Source organism: Thiosocius teredinicola (genome assembly GCF_002009425.1).
Lineage (GTDB): Bacteria > Pseudomonadota > Gammaproteobacteria > Chromatiales > Chromatiaceae > Thiosocius > Thiosocius teredinicola.
In genome coordinates this window covers 268,195-286,922 of sequence record NZ_CP019936.1, presented here as the reverse complement: position 1 = coordinate 286,922, position 18,728 = coordinate 268,195, and the positions used below count along the sequence as shown (strand labels likewise).

Sequence of the window (18,728 nt, the reverse complement as noted above, 5' to 3'; positions counted from 1 at the left end):
CGCTTTATCGCAGGATGCGTTTTGCAGCGTCGAGCAGGCCCATCTGTTCCAGCCTCTGCTTCATCAGCATCTTGAATCTTTTCTTGAACGTTGCACCGAGCAGGTCGTCACTTATCTGCTCGTAGAACGCCTTCATCTGGACAATGTCGGAGGTTTTCTCGGTAAAGACTTCCAGCACCATGGCCTCGGCCGCATTGTCATCCGTGAAGTCGACCAGCGCCGCATCGAGCTCGGCGAAGTCCGTCGCCGACAGATAGCGGATACCGAGTGACTCCACCCAACCACGAACACTGGTGTGGTGGGCAGCGGATACGTGCTTGCCGACCTGCGGCGATGATCCCCAGGACGAATGCATGATCGCACCGCCATCGTTGTTCAATACGAGGATGCGCAGGTTTTCGGGGCGATGGCGAATCCATAGCGAATTCATGTCGTAAAAGAAGGCAAGGTCGCCCAAGACGAGAAAATTAAGGCGCTCGCTCGCGGCGGCATAGCCGACCGCCGCCGACATCGAACCATCGATCCCGTTGATACCGCGATTGGCCAGCACCAGCACAGAACGATCGATGTCAAAAAACTGAACCATGCGCATCGGTGCGCTGTTGGCGATGTGCAGTACGCAATTCAGCGAAAGACTCGCGAGGAATCGGCCGATAGCCGCCGTTTCGCCATATAGATCCGGGGGAAACTCCGGCAGCCGTTCAACCAGCGTCATCGCAGCCTGGCGATACCGTTGTTGAGGGGAGGCGCTCGAAACGGCCTCGGCCGCTTCGCGAAAGAATTCCTCGGGTGACATCTCGAACACATCGCTGAGTCGCCTGAACGGGTCGGACACATCGCCGTCTTCACCTATTCTCCAATGCTCGACTGCTGACCCGCGGAACAAAGCATTCACGTTGTCCTGAAACACGATGTTTCCGAAGACCGTGATCACAATGTCGGGACGCATCTCGGATGCCCTTGCTGCCGGCAGGTGCAGGTAGAGCAACGGGAGTCGCACCCGGCTGGCATGATCGAGATTGGAAAGATGATCGGCCAATGTGAGCACGTCGAACGCCTGGGCAAAGGCATCGAAGGCTGCCTGCAGCGCCGGCGTGGGCGGCGGACTTTGTCCCCAGAGCACCTGGACACGCTTGCCACGCAGTCGCTGCCCGATTGCCGCCCAATCCGGCGGACTTGGGACATGACGATGCCGCCGAATCACACGTGACTTCGGCAACTCGGCAGTCGCGAAGTCTTTCTCCGCGGGATTGAGAATAGGTATGTTGATCTGAACGGGCCCACCGCCGTTGGTCGTGAGCGCGTCCAGTGCCTCGTTGAGCACACGATTGACGAACCACTTGTCCAGTGGACCAAGCACCGGTTTGAGCAGCGCCACGTACTTGGTGAAATCCTGGAACATCGTGGTCTGCGGAAACATCTGGTCTTCCATCTGCCCGAGCAGTTCGGGTAGGCGGTCCGGCGTAAGCACACACAGCGGAAGCTTCTGGTAGTAGGCCTCGACAACGGCCGAACCGAAATTGATCGATGCCGTGCCGGATGTGCAGAGCGTAGCCACCGGCGCCCCAATGGCCTGAATCAGCCCGAGCGCGAAAAACCCCGCTGACCGCTCATCGACGACCGAGTAGAGAGTGAAATCCCGATCGTGCTCGAGGCTCTTGGTGATCGGGTAGTGCCGGCTTCCCGGCGCTATCACGATGTGGCGAACATTGTAGGCCTTGAGAAGAGCGAGGAGTTCTTGAACGAGGAGGTCATCCGAATACATATCTGCGCTCTTCCTTGCTGACCACCTGGATGAAATTCGGCGCGTTCTCGAAATGCGCGTTCGTTCGACACGAAGATCGATTGGTATCTTGCTTGGCTTGGTTCAGGTAGCTGGTGTCGCAGCCTGCGACCTTTAGAACGCCAGTACCGAATGGACTGGCAAAACCAACAACGCGCGCCTCGTGCAACACGTGCTCGAGCGCATTCCGCCGAACCCACGGGTGCAACCCGAGTTCCGCCGACGCATCGAGATGCTTGGTGATCACCTCCGGCATGTCGGCACCCCAGCTGTTCAGCAACTGCTCGACCTCATATCTATTCATTCGTCGCAATCTTGCGCCTCAAGCACATACCGCGTCACGACGACGCATTCGACGACCGCATCGAAACTCACCTGCATACGCGTTTCGCACCGCCCCAATATCGGGCACTTGCAGTTGCCAATCAAAAACTGCGAACACGCTTAAGTAAACAAGGGCCTGGTTCGCACCTCGTTACAGGTCTCACAGACGTTGGGACACCCTCTGGCAAAGGAGGTGGACTAACATCATCTACCGCTTTGCAGACCGGTTGGGGCGAACGCGCTACTACCGGATCGCGGTGCTAGATTACCGCGCAGGAAAGCCAGCTACAACTGCGTTGGGGGACCTGCGAGCCAGCGTTTGCGACCGTCGTCAACGATCACTGTGACCCACTCATCAACTGACAACCGATCACGCGAATCGTCTTCCAACCTTAAAAGATAAGTTTGCCAGATGACAGGATCGCGACTAACGCCGTTTATTGGAACGGCGCCCCGGAATGCGCGCTCGCGAATCACAAATGCCAATTCGATCACATAACTTGAGCAAGCCGAGCTCCGCAAGAGCACCACAACCGGTGACGACGTCGGCCAAAAACCAAGTTGACGGTTTGCGCTCAACGAAAGCAAACAACCGTGCACGCCGCCCGTGATCCGGCCGTTGCCCGATAGCGCAACCGCTCCGACCCAATCGTGCCCGAGTCGTTCCTGCGACCGCGGGGTCATTGCCCCACAATGGGCTCGACAGCTCATCGTCGGCAACGGAAGTTCGCTACGATGCGCGCCCGTTTCTCGCGCTGCTCGCTTCCCGTAAACTGACCCGGATATCCTTGCCAGTTCCACCCGCGACGTCGACGAGCTGTTTTTTCGGTGACGATGATGACATCAACAAACCCACAAGCCGCTGCGCCGCATGCGTTGCACGTGGCAATGACGCGCCTCAAAGCACGCAAGAGGCACCCCGGTCCATTGAGATGTTCCCCAGGCTTGCCGCTTGCCAGCGAAGGCGAAAAGAGTCGATGAGAGTTGCAGTGCTGACTTTAGCGTTATACGTCAACTACGGCGGAAGCTTGCAGGCATTCGCCTTGCTGCGCGCGCTTAAAGATTTGGGACACGACGCCTGGTTCCTCAACCGCGAGACGCGCATACCGACTTCGCGAGAGCGAGCGATTCGTGCGACCAAGAGATGGCTGAAGAAACATTTGATCGGACGATTTCGTGAGATCCGATGGAATATGTACGATCTCGAAGTCAGGCCGGCGATCATGCAACACCATGCGCGTTTTATCGCTCAGCACATCCAGCCGCAGACGGAAGCATTTCTGACGAGCGAAACACTGGCAGATAAAATCGGCGACTACCAGTTCGATGCCATCGTTGTGGGTAGCGATCAGGTCTGGCGGCGCGACTACATCCTGCTCAACCACGACGATTACTTTCTAGGCTTTCTTGCAACCGACGATCACAGAACGCGACGGGTTGCCTATGCTGCGTCGTTCGGCACGTCTGATTGGGACTACACGGACGAGGAAACAAGCCACTGTGGCAATCTGCTGCGGCAGTTTCACGCCGTCTCCGTTCGCGAAGACGACGGCGTTGCAATGTGTCGGGAGCGATTTGGCGTGGACGCCGATCACGTAGTCGATCCAACCCTCCTGCTGGAGCCGCATCGATATCTTGAACTGCTACCGGACGATATGCAGCAACGTACCTTCAGTGGGGTCTTGATCTATCTACTTGACGAGACCGGAGCAAAGGGGCGGATCGCAAGGTCGGCCATTGAAGCGCTGGATAGGCCTGCCTACCGTGTGAGTAAGCCATCGGCGGATGCAACACTGCCATTGGACGAGCGAGTGGCGCCGCCGATCGAAGAATGGGTACGTGGATTTCTCGATGCAGACTTCGTCGTGACCGACTCGTTCCACGGCGTTGTGTTTTCCATACTGTTCAACAAGCGATTCATTGCGATCGGTAACAGCATCCGTGGCATGTCGCGCTTCGAATCGCTATTGCGAATGTTCGGCCTGGAAGATCGACTGCTGTCGTCGTTGGAGGACATCGATATTCAGAGTTTCCTGGCAGAGCCGGATTGGAACCGGATCAACGATGAACTGGACCGCCAACGGCGTCGATCGATGGACTTTCTGAGACTGGCCCTAACCCCGGAAGTCACCGCTAAGGCCAGCTGATGAAGCTCATGAGCTGATGATTGAGCAGTCATGGGTGAGCAGCTTCAGGTCGGACAGAAAGCGCCAAACTGACAATGAACCCACAACGATGAGCAACCGCCCGAAAGTAGGAACGACCTCGCGCGAGGGATGTATACATAAGCCGGTAAAAGCCAGCTTGCGACTGCTTCGGATGACGACGACCTGTGCAGGGAGTCACTCCGCAATTTTTTGCCAATCAAATTTCGCGTCGACTAGTGTCGGCGAATGCAGGCTATGTTCCCGCCAAGTCGGTACGCACGCGATGCTTCTCTCTCGCAAACGCTACTGCAAGCCCAGCAATCAAGCTGAACACCAGCAGATGATGGCTACTGAAGAAACTGACCGTAATCGATATGAAGAGCAGATTCGCTGTTAGCACCGCGATCAGTGTAGCGGCAAAAGGGGATCGGTCGAGTTGCTTGAATGCCCGGAACAACAGCAGATAGACGTAGGCGATCGTGGCCGCAACAAGAACCAGGCCGACGATTCCAACGGTATAGAGAAGCTCAAGCGGCATATTGTGTGGCGCATTGAAATCGATTCCTTGATGGTGATAGTCGGAATACGCCTTGAAATCTTCTTCGAAACTATCGATGCCGTGCCCGACCACCCACTGTCTGGCAGTGCTCGTTGACTGCATATTCCAGGCATCGCGCCAGATAGTCACCCGCTCTTCTGCCGTAATCTTGCCAAGGAGATCGTCGACGCGCTTGCCTACGCCTCCGATATCGTAGAGGTAGATAGCACCGAGAAGAAATACGATGGCTACCGGCCATCTCCACGAAATGCGGCCGCGCATCAGCCACACATAGAGCAGCCCAGTCAGCAAGAAAGACAACCAGGCGGGACGTGAAAAGGAATGCAGCAGGGCGACACCCAACAACACTACAGCCAATGACAACGCCACCTTCAAATAAGGAGGCAGTCCGCGGTACAACAGAGGCGCGATCACTAGCAACAACAAGGCGTAGTGTGCGAGATAGTGCGGGTTCTTCGTCGTTCCGTATTTGCCTTCAAAAATGAATATCGCGGCGATCTGAATGACTGCGTAGGCGATGACCAGCGCGACCACCAACAGCTGAACCCGGTGCTGATCGTTCGATAGATGCTTCGTCGACATCGGCAACAAAAGACAGCCAATTGCGACAAAGGTGAACGCAACCAGGTGCCGGATCTCCTTCCCAGCTATCTCATGACCGGACGTGATGTATAGCACGGTCAGTAGCGCAGCCGGCAGCAACAACGCAGCAGCAACGCCGGTCGGAAAGCCACCGTCTCGACGGTGCAACCGATAGGCTATCCAAGCAACCACAAAGACGTTGCCGTACACAAACGCTCGGTAGAGTTCGTCCAACTCAAGCGCATGCACAAAGAGCATCAGAGCGGGGATCAAGGCATACCAGAGATAGGGCCTCGTTGCCGGTAAGCCGCGAGCACCAGCGCTCACATTGTTTGCCGGGTTCGTCAACGCCATGATGATTGCTTGGGATCAGTTGCTCGGGCAGGCGAGCACACACGTCGGCTGCCATGTTCAATCGTTGTTGAGAGCCCATCCAGAACAGACTTTGAAGAACTGCCTGCAAGGCAAGAATTACCAGCGGAGAGATTGGTGCGCGGTAAGCGGAACGGGGCCAAGCTTTCAGGCAATTGCTCGCGGCCCTTAAAGCTACGAGCAAAAATACAGCACTGGATTTGCCGACCAACTTTGAACTCATCGGTTGCGATGGCGATACACGGGCGATTCAGCAGGAAATGAACGAGCACGGAAATACCGGTTGTTTTGGTGCCATTGGATTGCGAATCCATTCTCACAAAAATCACATGCCTTGGCATTTACATGCCGCCCAAAAAGGATGGCTATTGCCGTTTACGGGCGGGCTTGATCAAGACCATCACGCCATCTTACTTCAAGAAGTGTTCGCCGGGCTTTCTGCGGCCTATCTATGAGCCTAGAGGTATGTTGGTGATGGTGTCGAAACATCAAATCTTCAACAAGCGAGTTGGGGACAACGGAGCGACAGCGGTAGCTCTTGTGCAGCGGCCTCGATTCCGAAAGGCGCCCGAATTGAATCGGCCCGTATAGCGAAAACGGAGCGATATGGAGCAATCTTTCCGAACAGGCGCAGCGTTGGGGTTGACCTGATTGAAGGCCCAAGTGTGGGCTTGGTTTGCCCGGGCGATACAGTCGATCACGCCGACGAGACAACCATTTCGCGTGAGTCATTCGAGCAGAATCCAAACGGGGCGCAGACACTGGACAACAGGTCCCGAAAGGCGAAACGAGGTGGCGCAGTGCTTTTCACCTCTGCCACGACCGAAAGGCAAGAGAAAAATCCATCCCAAAAACCATTTCGGAAGTTTTCTCAGGACCTGCTTGAACCGCAAGTCCGATCGAGCATGACAATCGGAATGCGGACCAACCGCATAATAGGCTCAATGCCAGAGCGAAAGCCTCAACGACAGCCGGTAAATCCTAGCCCCGCGGGTAGACCTACAGAGGAGATGAAGTCGCTAGTGGCACGGAAAAGGGAGAATGGTGCCCAGGGACAGAATCGAACTGCCGACACGGGGATTTTCAATCCCCTGCTCTACCGACTGAGCTACCTGGGCATTAGGTCGGATACGCCGGAGGTGGCGCGAAAGAGGCGGTATTAAAGCGGCGAAGACCAGATGAGTCAAGTACCCGCCCCGCAACCGCTTATTCTGGCTTGAAATCCGGTGGCGCCTCGGAGCCCTCACCGAAGAAGAACTTTTCCATCTGTTCTTCAAGAAAGGTACGTGCCTTGGGGTCGACCGGGCTCAGGCGATACTCGTTGATCAACATGGTCTGGTGGCGCAGCCATTCCTGCCAGGCCTCTTTGGAGACATTCTCGAGAATGCGTTTTCCCAGTTCGCCCGGATAAGGCTGACGATCCAACCCCTCGGCTTCACGTTTGAGGCGGACACAATTCACCAATTCACCCATCTGACATCTCCGAAACTGCGTTCAATTACTGATCTCATCGAGCAGGCGCGCAACGGGTGCCGCCAAGCCGATGTTTTCAGGCTGACGCGGGTTATACCAAAGCCGGCTTCCCGGCTCCAACACGGCGCAACCCGGCTGTTTCAGCAGGATTTCGACCGGTGCGATATCCAGGTGAAAGTGGCTGAAGGTATGCCGCCTTGTCGGCAGGCGCCGGCCGATACTGGCCTGCTGGCCGACACTGCTTGCGCACCAGCTGAGCGGATCGCTTCCCTGCTCGATCTCCGGCAGGCACCACAGGCCGCCCCAGATGCCGGCAGGCGGACGACGCTCCAGCAGGATCGACCCCGCCGGGTCGCGCACAAGCAGCATCTGTGTGGACTTCGCTGGCAGCGCCTTCTTCGGCTTTTTACCCGGAAATCGATGCTGCTCACCGGCCCGTCGTGCAACACAGTGTTGGCCCACCGGGCAACGATCACAGGCCGGCTTGCTGCGGGTGCACAGGGTCGCGCCGAGATCCATCATTGCCTGGTTGTAGTTAGCTACTCGCTCAGCCGGTGTGTAGCGTTCTGCCAGTCCCCACAGCTGATTCAGGACCGGTGCTGTACCCGGCCAGCCATCTACGCCATGAAATCGCGCCAACACGCGCTTCACGTTGCCATCGAGTATGGTCTGCCGCTGCCCGCATGCCAGTGACAGGATGGCCCCCGCCGTCGACCGCCCGACCCCGGGTAGTTCCTGCATCGCCTCAATATCACGCGGAAACTCCCCATCAAAGCGGCCACAGACCAGCTTCGCGGCGCGATGGAGGTTGCGCGCGCGGGCGTAGTAACCCAGGCCGGACCAATGATGAAGCACGTCGTCGATCGGCGCGGCGGCAAGATCGCCAACGCCAGGGAATCGCGCCATGAAGCGCTCGAAATACGGTATGACCGTCGCGACCTGCGTCTGCTGCAGCATGATCTCAGACACCCAGACGCGATACGGTGAAATATTTTGCTGCCATGGCAGGGTCTTACGCCCATGCTCATCGAACCATGCAAGCACCAGCTGCGAGAAGTCAGCGGTCACTTGCGATCGGCGCCGCACTGCCAGCAGATCTCGAAGCCGGCATCGACCTGCGCGCCGCAGCCCGGGCAGACCCAAGGCCCGGGTTTCGGCAGCGCGCCACGCGCGGCCAGAAACCCGTCGAGCACGGATTGCGCGATCGGCAGGTCGTCGTTGTTGATCAGCCAAACCCAGGGGAAATTGAGAGCTGACAATTCGCCCGCGGCGCCGCTGAGATATTCTCCGAGTACCGTCGCCTCGATGCGATGGGCCGAAAGCGCATCGATCAGTTGTCGGGCTTCGAGACTGTCACGCGCTTCGTAAAACTTCAGCATCGGCAATTTGACACGCTGGGTTGGGCTGACAATCATGCGCGATCGCACCGATGCGGTACAACCCTCCAGCAACATAGGCAGGATCAGGTGAAGAACAACGTCAAGCAGATACTCCTTATCGCCGTTTTGGCCGCCGTCAGCATCGGCATCGGCCTGTGGGCCGGCATGCAAGGCAAACCCGCCAAGCAGGAAACAACGGGGTACCCGGACCTGGGCGGTGACTTCACGCTGACCTCGGACAAAGGCCCCGTCAGCCTGCACGATTTCAAAGGCAAGATCGTACCGATCTACTTCGGATTCACCCATTGCCCCGATGTGTGCATTACGTCACTCAGCGGCATAGCGGCCGGGCTCAAACAACTCACCGACGAGCAGCGCGCCCAGGTACAGCCCCTCTTCATCACGATCGACCCGGAACGCGATGACGCAGCGAGAGTCGGCGAATACGCCCGCTACTTCGATCCCAGCTTCATCGGCCTGACGGGCACCCTGGAAGAAATCACCCAGGTCGCGCAGAAGCATTTCGTCATCTTCGAGAAGGTCAAACTGGACGATTCCGAGATGGGTTACACCATGGACCATTCGTCGATCGTCTATGTCGTCGGCAAGAACGGCATTATCCGCGAGCTGGTACACCACTCTGAGGACCCGGAGGAAATCGCGGGCGCATTGCGCGATGCGGTGGCCGAGTAGAGGGCAAGCCCACAACAGGCTCTCATGGGGCCACCCATGCAACGCGACGAACGTGGCGAACCCGAATTCCGTTGCCTATTCGCTGAGAAAGGCAAAGGAAGATGGAGCGGCCAGCGGGAATCGAACCCGCCTCTCTGGCTTGGGAAGCCAGGGTAATACCGATATACGATGGCCGCTTGGTGTCGAATTATAGCCGCTGGAGCGGCCCCGATTCACGATCGACTGACAATCCGATGGCGTCAAACCGGCATTCTTCAGTGCGCCGGACCACCGCGATACATAGCATCGACCTCACCAGCAAACCGCTGCAAGACCTGTTGCCGCTTGACCTTGAGTGTCGGGGTCATCAGCCCATCGTCGACCGTCCAGGGGTCGAGCGACAGGTGGACCTGCCGGATCTTGGCATAACCGGGAAAGTCTTTGAGTGCCGCTTTCACCCGACGCGCCGCAGCGTGCTGTACCCGACTGTCGGTCAGGCTGGACGGACTCATCGGATCGACACCTTGCTGCTGCGCAAATCCTGGCCAATGATCGCCGTCGAGCACCACTAGCGCCGCCAGGTAGGGCTTACCTTCACCGACGACCATAACCTGCTCGAACAGGGGATCGAGCGCGATCGCCGACTCCATGTCGCCGGGCGGGATCTTCTCGCCGTTCGACAGCACTAATATGTCCTTTATTCGGCCCGTTATGTAAATATGGCCGCTGTCGTCGATACGCGCCTGGTCACCGGTGCGCAGCCACCCATCGGGATCGATAGCCTGGGCCGTCGCGGCATGATTGTTCCAGTAACCCAGCATCACGCCGGGCCCTTTCACGAGCAGTTCATCATTCGCACCGATCTTCACCTTGACGCCGCGAATCGGTATCCCGACGCTGTTAGGAATATTTTTCTCCAGCGGGTTGGCACTGACGATCGGCGCCGTCTCGGTCAGACCGTAACCCTGCACCAGCGGCAGTCCAAGACCGATGAACACCCGCGCAATCTCTTCGTTCAACGGCGCCCCACCACTCACGGCAACACGGATGTTTCCGCCGAGGCGCGAGATTACCTTGCTGGCCACCAGGCGATCGAGCAGCGGCCAAAGCATGCTGCCGACCGGCCAGCGACCGCGGCCCTGTGCATGCAGAAAACGTTTCCAACCGATAGATACCGCCAGGTTGAACAGTTTCTTTGCGCTGCCGCCGCGCTCTTCCATCTGATCCGCTATGCGGCCATGGACCCGTTCGAAAATGCGCGGCACCGCAATCAGCACCGACGGCTTAATCGTCATCAGATCATCTGCCAATTGAGCGACCGAACGCGCATAGGCGACGCTCGAACCGGTCATCACCGGCAGGTAGTAGCCGACCGTGCGCTCCAGCGTGTGCGACAGCGGCAGGAAAGAGAGAAAAACGTCTTCCTGGTAGCAATCGAACAGGGTCAAGGCACCATGCGCAACCGACATCATGTTGCTGTGACTGAGCATCACGCCTTTGGGTCGGCCGGTCGTACCCGACGTATAAACGATCGATGCCAGGGCCTTGCTGTCGAGTCCGGTGCGACGTTGCAGTTCACCCGCCTGCGCCGGCAACCAGTCAGCCACGATGCGGATACGATCGTCTTGTGCGGCTAGTTTTCGCGCGACATCGCTGTCGTCGAGAATCAGGATACGCTTGAGCGGCCCTTCAGTGCCGACCACCTCAGCCAGCCGGCGCCACCGCCCGGCATCCTGCACCAGCAGCACGTGCACGTCGGCTTCTTTGAGAATGTAAGCGATGTTGTCTGGCCGATCGTCGGTGTACAAAGGCACATTGACCAAGCCCAGGCTCATCGCGGCCTGGTCGAACATCACCCACTGGGCGCAGTTGCGCAACTGGATCGCCACGCGCCCCCCGCGCGGCACATGCTCGGCGGCGATCGCCGCCTGCCAACGCGCCACCTCGCGCGCCATTTCCGCCCAGGTATAGGATTGCCACGATTTGGCGGCCTTATCGAAGTAGCGATACGCGGTCCGGTCCGGCGTTCGCTTAACGCGCGTCGCAAAAAGGCCGTCAAGTGTGACGGCCTCTTCGAGCGAGATAAGGTTTTCGTGCAGATTCGCCACCCAGGGCCTCCATGTTGTTGTAATTAGAAGTGATATCCCGGATCAACAGCGACAAGGGTGAATTCGCTTGTTGAGTTTAGTGTAAAATCGCGTCTAGTTTCATATATTTGAAAAGATGTTGCCATGCATATCCTGCTGAACGGTGAACCACGCGAGGTGACTTCCGACAGTACCTTGGCCGACTTGCTGGCCACGCTTGATCTGTGTAATAAACGCTATGCCGTCGAGATCAACGAGGAGCTCATCCCGCGGAGTCAGCATACCTCGCACCCCCTGCATGCCGACGACCGCGTAGAGGTCGTGCAAGCGATCGGCGGAGGCTGATCGGCCTGCCGCGTCACCGCAAAGCAACACCTCATCACCATCTTCAACCGAGAAAAAGCGATGTCTGAAACGAATGCTGACCAGTTGGTCATCGCCGACCGCACCTTTAACTCGCGCCTGCTCGTAGGCACCGGCAAATACAAGGACATGGACGAAACGCGCGCCGCCATCGAGGCGAGCGGTGCCGAAATCATCACCATCGCGGTGCGCCGGACGAATATCGGCCAGAACAGCGACGAACCCAACATCCTCGACGTGTTGCCGCCAGACAAGTACACCCTGTTGCCGAATACCGCAGGCTGTTACGACGTCGACACGGCCGTGCGCACCTGCCGCTTGGCGCGCGAACTGCTTGATGGTCACGACCTGGTCAAGCTCGAAGTATTGGGCGACGAGAAGACTTTGTTTCCTGACGTCGTCGCGACAATGAAAGCGGCGGAGATTCTGATCAAGGACGGCTTCCGCATCATGGTGTACACCAATGACGACCCAATCATCGCGCGCCAGCTCGAAGAGATGGGATGCGCGGCCGTCATGCCGCTGGCCGCGCCGATCGGCTCCGGCCTGGGCATCCGCAACAAGCTGAACATCCGCACCATTGTTGAGAATGCATCGGTACCGGTCCTGGTCGATGCAGGCGTGGGTACCGCCTCCGACGCGGCCGTCGCAATGGAACTGGGATGTGACGGCGTGCTGATGAACACGGCCATCGCCGCCGCCAACAAACCGGTATTGATGGCAAGCGCAATGCGCAAGGCAATCGAGGCAGGGCGCGAAGCCTATCTGGCCGGTCGTATGCCGGCGCGGCGCTATGCGTCGGCGTCCTCGCCTGTCGACGGCCTGTTTTTCGACTGACGCGCAGCCTGCGATGCGGCAACGGGGCGAAATGACCTTTCGCCCGGATGCATTACCCCAGCCAAGCAGCGCCGCCAAGCACATCAGCATGTCTGAACAGCAACGACCACATCGTCCTATTCGTAGCTTTGTGCTCCGCGAAGGGCGACTCACACCCGGCCAGCAGCGGGCATTCGATACCCTTTGGCCGACATGGGGCGTCGAGTACGCGCAGATGCCGCTTGATTTCGCCGAGCTGTTCGGCAACGACAACCCGGTGTTCGTCGAGATCGGCTTCGGCAACGGCGAGAGCCTGGCGGACATGGCGAGACGCCATCCCGAACGCAACTATCTCGGCATCGAGGTGCATGGCCCGGGGGTTGGCCACCTGCTGCTGAAACTCGAGGAATCCGGGTGCACCAATGTGCGCGTGGCAAGGCACGATGCCATCGAGGTGCTCGACCACATGATCCCCGCCGCCAGCCTCTCGGGCGTGTACCTGTTCTTTCCCGACCCCTGGCACAAAAAGCGCCATCACAAGCGCCGCATCCTGCAGCGTTCCTTCCTCGACAAGATCGCGCGCGCTTTGAAACCTGGCGGCTTCTTCCATGCGGCCACCGATTGGGAACACTACGCGGAACACATGATGGACGTGCTCAGCAGCGATGCGCAGCGGTTCGAAAATCGCGCCGGCCCCGGCAACTACACACCGCGGCCGGATGATCGCCCGCTGACCAAGTTCGAACAGCGCGGCCATCGCCTCGGCCACGGCGTGTGGGATCTGATCTTCACCCGTCGCCGGTGAGCACACTGCGTATCAAGAATCTGGCGGGCAACGGGGTGAACGCCGGCGAGCTCAACATTGGCAGTGGCGAATGCGTTGCCGTGCATGGCCCGTCGGGCGCAGGCAAGACTTTGCTGTTGCGCGCCATCGCCGATCTCGACGAGGCCGCGGGCGAACTGTGGTTGAACGACCAGGCACGCAGCGATATGCGCGCACCCGAATGGCGTCGACAGGTCATGTACGTGGCGGCAGAAAGCGCATGGTGGCACGAACTGGTACGTGACCACGCAGAGCACTGGGACAGCGGTGTATTGCAGGCGCTCGGCTTTACAGACGAAGTGCTCGACTGGGACGTACAGCGCCTTTCGAGCGGCGAACGCCAACGCCTGGCGATCGCCCGCGCCCTGGCGCACGGTCCCAGCGTGTTGCTGCTTGATGAAGCGACCGCAAACCTCGATCAATCGAATACCGCACGGGTAGAGCAGCTGGTCGACACTTGGTGCAAAAGCACCGATGGCTGCGTCTTGTGGGTCAGCCACGATCCAGCGCAACGAGCGCGCATCGCAGATCGCGTGATGCACATCGAACAAGGCGTTTTGAGGCAAGGCGATGTCGCCTAGCGGCCTGATTCTGCTGTCGCCATGGGATCTGAGCCTGGCTGCCGGCTTGATGGTATTGCTGGCGATACTGTCGTGGCAGCTGCGCCTGGGCATCGGGCGGCGCATGCTGATCGCCGGCGCCCGCAGCACCGTTCAGCTACTGTTGCTCGGGCTGGTGCTGAAGACGCTGTTCAGCGCCGCACACCCCGGGCTGGTCGCCCTGCTCGCGTTCGTTATGCTGGCTGTCGCCGGCTACGAAGTCATGGCGCGACAGAAACATCGGCTACGCGGCGTGTGGGGCTACGGCACCGGCGCCTTGTCGATGTTTCTGTCGTCGTTCTCGATCGCGATACTCGCGCTGGTCGTGCTGTTGCAGCCGACCCCGTGGTACACGCCGCAATATGCGATCCCGCTACTGGGCATGCTGCTCGGCAACACGATGAACGGTATTGCGGTTGCCCTAGACAACCTGACCCGGCAGACGCTCGACAAACGCCATCAAATCGAAGCACGCTTGGCACTTGGGCAAACCGCAGTCCAGGCGATCGGAGACATACAGCGTGACGCACTTCGCGCCGGCTTGATCCCAATCGTGAACTCCATGAGCACGGCTGGTATCGTCAGCCTGCCAGGGATGATGACCGGCCAGATCCTCGCCGGCAGTCCGCCAATGGAAGCAGCCAAGTACCAGTTGTTGATTTTGTTCTTGATTGCCGCCGGCACCGGCCTCGGCAGCATGGCAGCGGTATTGCTTGCTTCGCGACGCATGTTCGACGCCCGTAGCCGCTTACGACGAGATCGACTGACCTGATAGATCGCTGCGTGCAGTCGGCAGCAGCCGCTGAAAGGTAGCCATATGAAACGCCGACCCAGCATTCTGTTTGTATTGCCTTGGGAACTGTCCGCCGCAGGCGGCGTTAATCAGGTGGTACTGAATCTTGCGCGCGAGGCCGCGCGGCGCCACAGATTGCGCCCCATCATCTTCTGCGCCGACTGGTCGCACGAACGCTTCGTAGAGGGCGACTACGAGGGAATCACCCTGATCTCCGGCCGTCTTCGCCAACCGCTCGCCCCGGAGAACCCGATGCGCAACCTGGCGGGCTTCGCCTTCAGCATGCGCCGACAACTTGCCGAATGGCGCAAGTTCATCTCCGAAAACAACGTGCGCATCATCAGCATGCACTATGTCGGCCTGCATTACTTTGTGTTCGCCATGCTGCGGGCGTTCACGCCGCTGAAACTGCGCCTGCTGTACTCGCTGCACGGCGCCGATCTTACCGAGCTGCGCGCACTAGGGCCCGGCGGCATGGCGATGCTGCGCTGGATGTTGCGTCAGGGGCATCGCGTTATCTGCTGTTCCGACGATCTCGCCCGGCGCGCGCGCAACACCCTGAAGATCGACGAACGCCGGGTGGTAACGATTCACAACGGCATCGATATCGAAGAGCTGGACAACAGCAGACACGTCGACTACCAACCCAACATCGGCGAATTCGACAACTACCTGCTGAGCGTCGGCACATTCGAGCACAAGAAAGGCCAGGACGTGCTGCTGCATGCCTACACCCAACTGCTGCGTGAAGGACTCAAGTCGGCGCTGGTACTTATCGGCCGCAACACGCCGCACCTCAAGACGCTGCGCAGCACAGTCCGGCAACTGGGCCTACACCACCACGTGTTCTTCATTCTCGATCTCGACCACGGCAGAACGCTGGCGGCGATTCGCAATGCCCGGTTGCTGGTGCAGCCATCGCGCGAAGAGCCTTTCGGCATCACGCTGCTCGAGGCCGGATACCTGGAGACGCCGATCGTCGCAACGCGGGTTGGCGGCATACCCGAGGTTCTGGGCAGCTACTACCCCTATCTTGCCGAAAGCGAGAATCCGGATGCCCTCGCCCAGGCTATCGACGATGCGCTGTTCAACCCTACCGAGACAGGACGCCAGATCAACCTGATGAAACGACGCGTGGCCACAACCTTTACCTGGGGAAGCGCGTACAGCAGCTACGAAGCATTCTGGACGAGAAAGCAACGCTAGCGAGGCGCCTGCCCGGCGGCTACGCGGACGACATTCCACCACTGCCCGAGATCATTGACCGACCACAGCGCCGCCAACATGGCGAATCGCACGCTGTTCCAATAGCTTCCGCCATCTGCGTTGCGCTGTGCGAGCAGGCCGTACAGTTTGCTGATGCGCCAACGCAGCGGTTTCTTCAGATCGACAAATTGCGTGTCCCTTCGTGCAGCGAGGTACGGCGCAACGACCGCCTGCGTGGCGCTTAGACTACCCGACATAACCGACGCATGACCGCGCCTCTGCCACATTACCAGACGCCGGCAATAGTAGATCTCTTTGCGCACTGCAAGCCGCATCCACAACAACCAATCCTCACCGATGCGGAAGCGCTCATCGAACCCCCCGAGATCGAAAAACAGACTGCGCTCGACCACGTAAGAGCCTTGGTTGAACAGTGTTTCGAAGATCAATCGGCGCGCGATATCCGGTTCATGCACCGGCACGCACTCGCTGTCGGCCAACAGCTCGGGAGCAACGTCAACGTCACCCGGCGCGTCTTCGAACTGCTCGAAGTCGGCCACCACGCAACGCAGCTGCGGATTGTTGGTGATCGCATCAAGCAACGATTCAATCCCGCCCGACTGCAACAGGTCGTCGGCATCGACGAACACCAGGTAGGGAGCCTGCGACACGTCGGCTCCGGTATTGCGAGCACCCGCCGCACCCTTGGTCTTGGTATTCGTTAACAACCGGACCTCGGGCTGTGTTGCGAGCTCACCCAACATCGCACACGTTGGCCCATCGGTACTGCCATCGTCCACGATGATCCATTCGTAGCTGTGCCGCCCGACGGCGGCGGGTAGCGACTGCGCCACAGCCGCCAGATAGTCCGGCGGGGTATTGAAAACTGGGGTGATGAGGCTGAGGGTCAATCGGGCCGGCATGTCGTTTCAGTCAGTCAAGGGCCAACGCCCAATGAGCCGGAGCATGTAACAGGCGCTGCTCCCCGGCAAGGTCGGGCACTATTCAGCACTTTCTCGTCGCTACGGATCGCCAGCAGAACCCGCCATGCCGCTCGCGACACTTGTACTCCCCGGCGTGCAGAAACAGCCATCTGCGCTGAGATCGTTCCGCGGGCGTGAGCGCGATAGTAAGATGCCCGCGTTATGTCCTGCTTCGCCTGCAACACCTCTCGAACGCGGTATTCGGCACCGGCCGGCTTACGCAGCGATGCATCGCCATTCCGCCGCCAAGCGAAATACCGTCCAATACGAGGCTTTTGACTGAGCGTGCCGTCTCTATCGCAGCGCGTCGCCCACAGCAGCCTCTGGCTCGCCGGAAGCCGCCTGGTGGTGCGATCGATCGGCCTGATCAGCACGCTGATCCTGGCGCGACTGCTGACGCCGGATGACTTCGGTATCGTCGCCCTGGCTTCGGCATTCTACTTCGTCATCCAGACCCTGAGCGACTTGCGCTTCGAGCAGGCCTTGATCTCGCTGCGCGATACGAGCGATGCAGACTTCGACACCGCCTGGTCGATGAACGCCATCCGCGGTGGCGGTATCGCGCTGATTTTGTTGCTCGGGGCATATCCCTATGCCGCGCTGATGGACGACATGCGCCTGGTCGGCGTCATGTTGCTGGTGGCGCTGATCCCTGTCATCGACGGTCTGCGCAATCCACGCTTCATCATGTTCGAGAAGGCCATGGATCTGCGGCGAGAGTTCGTTCTGCAGGTAACGACCAAGCTCGCGGGATTCTTCGTAACGATCACACTGACCCTGATCTATCGCGAATACTGGACGCTGATCGTCGGCAATATTGCAGCGACGCTGGCGAGCGTCGCCATGACCTATCGCTTCGCACGTGAACGCCCCCGCTTCTCACTGGCTTCATTTCGACGGTTGATCAATTTCTCGGGGTGGCTGATGGGTGGGCAGCTGGTGACCGCCGTGCTCGGCAGGGCGCAACTCTTCCTCGTCGGCGCCTACCTGCCGGCGGCCAAGGTAGGCGTGCTGCACGTGGGGTCAGAGATCGCCAACATGGCGACGCACGAAGTGCTGACGCCGATCCGGCGCGCCCTGCTACCCGCGCTCGCCCACTTGTCAGGCGACGAAGGTAATCACCGCAAAGCGTTCCGCTACGCCATGACGAGCATCGTCGGCTTGGCGCTGCCGATCGGTCTGGGGATCGTTATGCTGGCGGACCGCTTGGTGCCGTTGCTGCTGGGCGATCAATGGCTGGGGGCGATCGACGTGATGCGCTTCGTCGCGGTGGTCGGCGCGCTGTCGGCGATCTCCAGTATGGGCGACACGGTGCTGATATCGAAGGGACACACCAAGCCGCTGTTCCGCCGCGAGCTGTTGAAGCTGGCGTATGTGATACCTGGATTGTGGATCGGCATCAGATTGGGGGGGTTCGAGGGCCTGCTGGTCGCGTGGCTCGTCGTCGCCCACCTCGAACTCGCTGTGAATCTGGATATGTTGCGCCGGCACACCGGCGTCAACCCGATCGCACTGCTGGCCGCTTCGTGGCGCTCTGTGTTGGCCGTTGCCGGCATGGTTGCTGCTCTCTGGGGTTCAATGCAGGTATTGCCGCCACCCGGCAGCGGCCTGGGTTCCGACATCGCCAGCGTTGCGGCATTGATCGTTATCGGTGCCCTCACCTACGGATCGCTCCATCTGGCGCTGTGGCTGGCGGCCGGCAAACCGGATGGCTTCGAGGCGCGTGCGCTGCACATCGTCGGCGGCCTGCGCAAACGATCCTGAAAA

Annotated in this window: 18 protein-coding genes and 2 tRNA genes; 10 read left to right on the top strand and 10 right to left on the bottom strand. The window is 59.3% G+C overall.

Annotated features, from left to right (window positions below; all coding sequences use genetic code 11):
* Positions 1 to 4 precede the first annotated feature (4 nt).
* Both menD and B1781_RS01360 read right to left on the bottom strand, forming a co-directional pair.
* Positions 5 to 1,765, bottom strand: coding sequence for a 2-succinyl-5-enolpyruvyl-6-hydroxy-3-cyclohexene-1-carboxylic-acid synthase (gene menD, locus B1781_RS01365; protein WP_078117963.1), 1,761 nt, complete (start codon positions 1,763 to 1,765; stop codon positions 5 to 7).
* Positions 1,752 to 2,087, bottom strand: a complete 336-nt coding sequence (locus tag B1781_RS01360; RefSeq protein WP_078117962.1) for a hypothetical protein — start codon at positions 2,085 to 2,087, stop codon at positions 1,752 to 1,754. Before B1781_RS01360 ends, menD begins: the two co-directional genes overlap by 14 nt.
* A 703-nt stretch (positions 2,088 to 2,790) precedes the next feature.
* On the opposite strand from B1781_RS01360, the gene B1781_RS01355 reads away from it, so the two are divergent.
* Positions 2,791 to 4,254: a polysaccharide pyruvyl transferase family protein gene (locus tag B1781_RS01355; protein ID WP_125931814.1), complete on the top strand. Its 1,464-nt coding sequence runs from the start codon at positions 2,791 to 2,793 to the stop codon at positions 4,252 to 4,254.
* Between the two features lie 253 nt (positions 4,255 to 4,507).
* Here B1781_RS01355 and B1781_RS01350 read toward each other — a convergent pair whose 3' ends face one another.
* Entirely contained in the window at positions 4,508 to 5,749 is a 1,242-nt protein-coding gene (locus B1781_RS01350) for an O-antigen ligase family protein (RefSeq protein WP_078117960.1), read from the bottom strand.
* A gap of 218 nt (positions 5,750 to 5,967) precedes the next feature.
* Here B1781_RS01350 and B1781_RS22695 point away from each other — a divergent pair, with 218 nt between their 5' ends.
* Positions 5,968 to 6,222 (top strand): hypothetical protein, encoded by a 255-nt coding sequence (locus B1781_RS22695; RefSeq protein WP_164513202.1) that lies wholly within the window; start codon positions 5,968 to 5,970, stop codon positions 6,220 to 6,222.
* A 587-nt stretch (positions 6,223 to 6,809) separates the two neighbouring features.
* Here B1781_RS22695 and B1781_RS01345 read toward each other — a convergent pair.
* The 4 genes from B1781_RS01345 to B1781_RS23055 all read right to left on the bottom strand — a co-directional run bounded on the left by B1781_RS01345 (position 6,810) and on the right by B1781_RS23055 (position 8,619).
* Positions 6,810 to 6,885: transfer RNA gene (locus B1781_RS01345), tRNA-Phe, on the bottom strand.
* A gap of 88 nt (positions 6,886 to 6,973) precedes the next feature.
* A complete protein-coding gene (locus tag B1781_RS01340; RefSeq protein WP_078117959.1) occupies positions 6,974 to 7,240 on the bottom strand; it encodes an oxidative damage protection protein in 267 nt (88 codons plus the stop codon).
* A 21-nt stretch (positions 7,241 to 7,261) separates the two neighbouring features.
* Positions 7,262 to 8,308, bottom strand: coding sequence for an A/G-specific adenine glycosylase (mutY, locus tag B1781_RS01335; protein WP_078117958.1), 1,047 nt, complete (start codon positions 8,306 to 8,308; stop codon positions 7,262 to 7,264).
* Positions 8,305 to 8,619: a DUF2007 domain-containing protein gene (locus tag B1781_RS23055; protein WP_164513201.1), complete on the bottom strand. Its 315-nt coding sequence runs from the start codon at positions 8,617 to 8,619 to the stop codon at positions 8,305 to 8,307. Before B1781_RS23055 ends, mutY begins: the two co-directional genes overlap by 4 nt.
* Positions 8,620 to 8,706: 87 nt before the next feature.
* Between B1781_RS23055 and B1781_RS01325 the strand changes: the two genes are divergently transcribed.
* Complete coding sequence (locus B1781_RS01325; protein WP_164513200.1) at positions 8,707 to 9,312, top strand: SCO family protein; 606 nt, start codon at positions 8,707 to 8,709, stop codon at positions 9,310 to 9,312.
* 102 nt (positions 9,313 to 9,414) lie between these two features.
* Here the strand turns inward: B1781_RS01325 and B1781_RS01320 are convergent.
* Both B1781_RS01320 and B1781_RS01315 read right to left on the bottom strand, forming a co-directional pair.
* Positions 9,415 to 9,488 (bottom strand) — tRNA-Gly (locus B1781_RS01320).
* A 78-nt stretch (positions 9,489 to 9,566) separates the two neighbouring features.
* Positions 9,567 to 11,399 carry an AMP-dependent synthetase/ligase gene (locus B1781_RS01315; RefSeq protein ID WP_078117955.1) on the bottom strand — a complete coding sequence of 611 codons (1,833 nt, stop codon included), beginning with the start codon at positions 11,397 to 11,399 and terminating at the stop codon, positions 9,567 to 9,569.
* 123 nt (positions 11,400 to 11,522) lie between these two features.
* Between B1781_RS01315 and thiS the strand changes: the two genes are divergently transcribed.
* From thiS to B1781_RS01285, 6 genes are all read left to right on the top strand, one after another.
* Positions 11,523 to 11,723, top strand: coding sequence for a sulfur carrier protein ThiS (gene thiS, locus B1781_RS01310; RefSeq protein WP_078117954.1), 201 nt, complete (start codon positions 11,523 to 11,525; stop codon positions 11,721 to 11,723).
* Positions 11,724 to 11,783: 60 nt separating this feature from the next.
* Complete coding sequence (locus B1781_RS01305) at positions 11,784 to 12,578, top strand: thiazole synthase (protein ID WP_078117953.1); 795 nt, start codon at positions 11,784 to 11,786, stop codon at positions 12,576 to 12,578.
* A gap of 88 nt (positions 12,579 to 12,666) precedes the next feature.
* On the top strand, positions 12,667 to 13,362 hold the full coding sequence (trmB, locus tag B1781_RS01300) for a tRNA (guanosine(46)-N7)-methyltransferase TrmB (protein WP_334223841.1): 696 nt from the start codon (positions 12,667 to 12,669) through the stop codon (positions 13,360 to 13,362).
* On the top strand, positions 13,359 to 13,961 hold the full coding sequence (locus B1781_RS01295; RefSeq protein WP_078117952.1) for an ABC transporter ATP-binding protein: 603 nt from the start codon (positions 13,359 to 13,361) through the stop codon (positions 13,959 to 13,961). The genes trmB and B1781_RS01295 overlap by 4 nt, the downstream gene beginning before the upstream one ends.
* The gene (locus B1781_RS01290; protein ID WP_078117951.1) at positions 13,951 to 14,751 is read left to right on the top strand and encodes an ABC transporter permease; all 801 of its coding nucleotides are present in this window, start codon (positions 13,951 to 13,953) and stop codon (positions 14,749 to 14,751) included. The genes B1781_RS01295 and B1781_RS01290 overlap by 11 nt, the downstream gene beginning before the upstream one ends.
* A 45-nt stretch (positions 14,752 to 14,796) precedes the next feature.
* Positions 14,797 to 15,978 (top strand): glycosyltransferase family 4 protein, encoded by a 1,182-nt coding sequence (locus B1781_RS01285; RefSeq protein WP_078117950.1) that lies wholly within the window; start codon positions 14,797 to 14,799, stop codon positions 15,976 to 15,978.
* Here the strand turns inward: B1781_RS01285 and B1781_RS01280 are convergent.
* Positions 15,975 to 16,901: a glycosyltransferase family 2 protein gene (locus tag B1781_RS01280; protein WP_078117949.1), complete on the bottom strand. Its 927-nt coding sequence runs from the start codon at positions 16,899 to 16,901 to the stop codon at positions 15,975 to 15,977. The genes B1781_RS01285 and B1781_RS01280 overlap by 4 nt on opposite strands.
* 345 nt (positions 16,902 to 17,246) lie before the next feature.
* Between B1781_RS01280 and B1781_RS01275 the strand changes: the two genes are divergently transcribed.
* Positions 17,247 to 18,725 carry a lipopolysaccharide biosynthesis protein gene (locus B1781_RS01275; protein WP_078117948.1) on the top strand — a complete coding sequence of 493 codons (1,479 nt, stop codon included), beginning with the start codon at positions 17,247 to 17,249 and terminating at the stop codon, positions 18,723 to 18,725.
* The last annotated feature ends 3 nt before the right edge of the window (positions 18,726 to 18,728 follow it).